We start from the raw sequence: 3875 nt of genomic DNA, 5'->3' as shown, positions 1-3875 counted from the left end.
CGGAGCGGCTCGCCGCGGCGGGCATGACCTGGGAGGCGCTGGCGGGCTGGCTGCAGGGGCCGATGGACAGGGCGGCCTGGGAAGCGGTCATTCCCTCCATGGGGGCGATGGCGCTGGCCCGCAACCTGCGCAACTTCGACGAGGCGGGCGTATCGGACGAGGTGGCGAGCGCCGTCGCGGCGAAGCTCGCGGACCCGGCGGAGGTCGCGAGGTCGCGGCAGTTCCCCTTCCGCTACCTCGCCGCGTACCAGCACGCGCCGTCGCTGCGCTGGGCGTACCCGCTGGAGCAGGCGCTCGGCCACTCGCTGGCCAACGTGCCCGCGCTGCCGGGCCGTTCGCTGATCCTGGTCGACCGCTCCGGCTCGATGTGGTCGCCGCTCTCGGACCGCTCGCAGCTCAACCGCGCGGACGCGGCCGCGGTCTTCGGCACGGCGCTCGCGATGCGGGCGGCGGACGCGGACCTGGTCGAGTTCGGTACGGGCAGCGCGCGGGTGAAGTACCGCGAGGGCGAGTCCGTCCTGAAGGTCCTTGAGCGCTTCGGCAGCCTCGGCGGCACGAACACCACGGAGGCGGTGCGCCGCTTCTACAAGAAGCACGACCGCGTCCTGATCGTCACCGACGAGCAGGCGGCGTACAACTACCACGGCGACCCGACCGAGCAGGTCCCGGCGCACATCCCGGTCTACACCTGGAACCTGGCGGGCTACCGCGTGGGCCACGGTGAGTCGGGCACGGGCAACCGCCATGTGTTCGGCGGGCTTTCGGACGCGGCTTTCCGGATGGTGGCGCTGCTCGAAGCGGGGGCTTCGAGCGATTGGCCGTGGGGGCGGAAGTGAGGGAGGTGGGTGGGTCACGACGGAGCAAGCCCCGTCGTGACCCACCCACCCTCGGATTCCTGTTCCCTCAAGGCCCTTGCCCACGCCGGGAATTGGTATCTAACATTTCAGTTCATGGGAGCCATGCAACCGGTGCGCCGCACCCTCCTCAGGGACCAGGCGTACGCATCGATCCGTGACGCGATCGTCGGCGGGGACATCCCGCCGGGCAGCGTCGTGCGGGACGCTGACCTGGCCGCGTCGCTCGGCCTGTCCCGCGCGCCGGTCCGCGCGGCGTTCTCGCGGCTCGTCGACGAAGGCCTCCTGGAGTCCAAACCGCAGAGCCACACCCGTGTGACGCCGCTGGACGCGGCCGGCGTCAGGGACGCCGCGGCCGTCGTCCGCGCCATGCACGAACTCGCGGCCCGCAGCGCGGTGCCGCGCCTGGAGCCCGCGCACCTCTACGCGATGCGGGAGTCCAACCGCCGGTTCGCGGCGGCCGTCGCGTCCGGCGACGTGGAGGGCGCCCTGCGGGCCGACGACGAGCTGCACGGCGTCCTCGTCGCGGCCTGCGGCAACCGCGCGGCCGCCGCCACCATCACCCGCTACACCCCCCTCATCCGCCGCCTGGAGAGGCAGCGCTTCGGCGAGGGCGTGGCCTGCGGCTCCGCCGAACTGCACGAGCGGCTGATCGACGCGTGCGCGGACGGCGACCCGGAAGCGGCGGTGGCCGTCACCACGGAGATCTGGCGCGTCCTGGAAGAACTCGCCCACCCCTGATACCCCCGGAGGCCGCCCGTGTCCGCACCTCTCGACTCCTACGCCCGCTACCCCCTCCTCTTCGGCCCCTCACCCGTCCACTCCCTGGACCGCCTGACCCACCACCTCGGCGGCGCCACGCTCTGGGCCAAGCGGGAGGACTGCAACTCGGGCATCGCGTACGGCGGCAACAAGACGCGCAAGCTGGAGTTCCTGGTCGCCGACGCGCTCGCGCAGGGCTGCGACACCCTCGTGTCGATCGGCGGCGTCCAGTCCAACCACACCCGCCAGGTCGCGGCCGTCGCCGCCCGCGCGGGACTCAAGTGCGTACTGATCCAGGAGAGCTGGGTCGACTGGCCCGACTCCGTCTACGACAAAGTCGGCAACATCCTCATCAGCAGGCTCGCGGGCGCCGACGTACGCCTCGTACGCGCCGGATTCGGCATCGGCATCAAGGAGAGCTGGGAGCAGGCGGTGCGCGAGGTCGAGGAGGCGGGCGGCAAGCCGTACGCGATCCCGGCGGGCTGCTCCGAGCACCGTCTCGGCGGCCTGGGCTTCGCGCGCTGGGCGTACGAAGTGGCCGAGCAGGAAGAGGAGTTGGGCGTCTTCTTCGACACCGTCGTGGTCTGCTCGGTGACCGGGTCCACGCAGGCGGGGATGGTCGCGGGGTTCGCCGCACTCGCGGAGGAGGGCGCCCGTCCCCGCCGCGTCCTGGGCATCGACGCCTCAGCCGATCCCGGCCGCACCCACGAGCAGATCGCCAGGATCACGCGCGGAACCGCCGAACTCATCGGCGTGCAGGGAGAGGTGAAGGACTCCGACATCGAGCTTGACGCGCGCTATCACGCGGGAACCTACGGCCTCCCCGACGAGGCGACCCTCGACGCGATGCGGCTCGCGGCCCGCACGGAGGGCATGGTGACCGACCCGGTCTACGAGGGGAAGTCGATGGCCGGGATGATCGATCTGGTCGACAGGGGAGAGATAGCACGCGACGCGACCGTCCTGTACGCCCACCTCGGCGGGCAGCCCGCCCTGAACGCCTACAGCGCCCTGTTCTGATCTTCTGGCTCTGATCTTTCCGAGGGGCAGGGGTTGACGGAGCCGGTGGGGCACACATGTGCGCGTGGTGCCACAGAACAACTACGTACCGCTACGGGGAACGTGCATTTGTGTGTCGGTTTGATGCCGATGTGAGGACCGTGTGAGGTCGGAGCATGGTGCGCCGGGGTCCGGAGGGCGCATACTCGGAACATGACGAGGCCCCCCGGTACCCGACGCCACCTGCCGAACAGCCCCTTTAACGTTCCGCCGCCGCCCGCACCGCCCATCGAGCAGTTCGCCGTGGGCGACCGGGTCTCGCACGACCAGTACGGACTCGGACGCATCGTCGGAGTCGAAGGCGAGGAAGCCGTGGTCATCGACTTCGCCGGCCGCCAGGGACGGTTCCTGAGTCCCTACCCCAAGCTGGCCAAGCTCTGACCTGACGTACGCCTGACGTACGCCTCACGGCGCGTCCGCGAGCACGACAAGGGGCGGTCGGCGGGGAAGGCGCATCCCTTCCCCCCGACCGCCCCTGCATCTCCCCGCGCGTGTTCACGCGGGTCCGGAGAGCGTCCGAGGTGGCTACAGCGCCTGCGCCGCGGGCTTCACCATTCCGCGCACGGTCCGTGACTTCACGAAGTCACCCATGGCGGTCATTTCCCACTCTCCGGTGAACTGCTTGATCATCTTGGCCATCATGACGCCCGTCTGCGCCTCGGCGTTGGTGAGGTCGAAGCGGACCAGCTCCTCGCCCGTCGCCGCGTCCAGAAGACGGCAGTACGCCTTGGCGACCTGCGTGAACTTCTGGCCGGAGAACGAGTTCACCGTGAAGACGAGGCCTGTCACGTCCTGCGGCAGACGGCCCAGGTCCACGACGATCACCTCGTCGTCACCGCCGCCCTCACCCGTGAGGTTGTCGCCGGAGTGCTTGATCGCGCCGTTCACGATCGACAGCTTGCCGAAGTAGCAGCTGTCCACGTGGTTGCGCTGCGGGCCGTACGCGATGACCGAGGCGTCCAGGTCGATGTCCTTGCCGCCGTACGCCGGCTCCCAGCCGAGGCCCATCTTGACCTGCGAGAGCAGCGGCTTGCCGCCCTTGACCAGGGACACCGTCTGGTTCTTCTGGAGGTTGACCCGGCCCTTGTCCAGGTTGATCTTCCCGGCACCGGGCGCGGGGGCCGCGGGCGCCGGGGGAGCGGCGGGCGCGGCAGGGGCGGCGAGACGGGGGTCGGCGACCGGCGGGGGCGGGCCCTGGAC

5 protein-coding genes are annotated in these 3875 nt (G+C 70.7%); 4 read left to right on the top strand and 1 reads right to left on the bottom strand.

Annotated elements, in window-relative coordinates; translation table 11 throughout:
- From ABD378_RS39695 to ABD378_RS39680, 4 genes are all read left to right on the top strand, one after another.
- Positions 1 to 836 (top strand): TROVE domain-containing protein (locus ABD378_RS39695; RefSeq protein ID WP_344529530.1); only part of this gene is annotated, 836 nt, incomplete at its 5' end.
- 114 nt (positions 837 to 950) lie between these two features.
- Positions 951 to 1595, top strand: coding sequence for a GntR family transcriptional regulator (locus tag ABD378_RS39690; protein ID WP_344529528.1), 645 nt, complete (start codon positions 951 to 953; stop codon positions 1593 to 1595).
- 18 nt (positions 1596 to 1613) lie between these two features.
- On the top strand, positions 1614 to 2636 hold the full coding sequence (locus ABD378_RS39685; protein WP_344529526.1) for a 1-aminocyclopropane-1-carboxylate deaminase: 1023 nt from the start codon (positions 1614 to 1616) through the stop codon (positions 2634 to 2636).
- A 192-nt stretch (positions 2637 to 2828) separates the two neighbouring features.
- Entirely contained in the window at positions 2829 to 3056 is a 228-nt protein-coding gene (locus ABD378_RS39680) for a CarD family transcriptional regulator (RefSeq protein ID WP_135329399.1), read from the top strand.
- A gap of 144 nt (positions 3057 to 3200) precedes the next feature.
- Here ABD378_RS39680 and ABD378_RS39675 read toward each other — a convergent pair.
- The coding region (locus ABD378_RS39675) for a TerD family protein (protein WP_344529523.1) at positions 3201 to 3875 on the bottom strand (675 nt) is incomplete at its 5' end.

The organism is Streptomyces rectiviolaceus (genome assembly GCF_039533825.1).
Taxonomy (GTDB): Bacteria; Actinomycetota; Actinomycetes; order Streptomycetales; family Streptomycetaceae; genus Streptomyces; species Streptomyces rectiviolaceus.
Note: the sequence above shows the minus strand (reverse complement) of the source record. Positions and strands in the feature narration are given on the sequence as shown.

What these genes read in the sequence shown, in the direction of transcription:
- ABD378_RS39690 (WP_344529528.1), top strand. Translation starts at nt 951, where the DNA reads ATGGGAGCCATGCAACCGGTGCGCCGCACCCTCCTCAGGGACCAGGCG.
- ABD378_RS39680 (WP_135329399.1), top strand. Translation starts at nt 2,829, where the DNA reads ATGACGAGGCCCCCCGGTACCCGACGCCACCTGCCGAACAGCCCCTTT.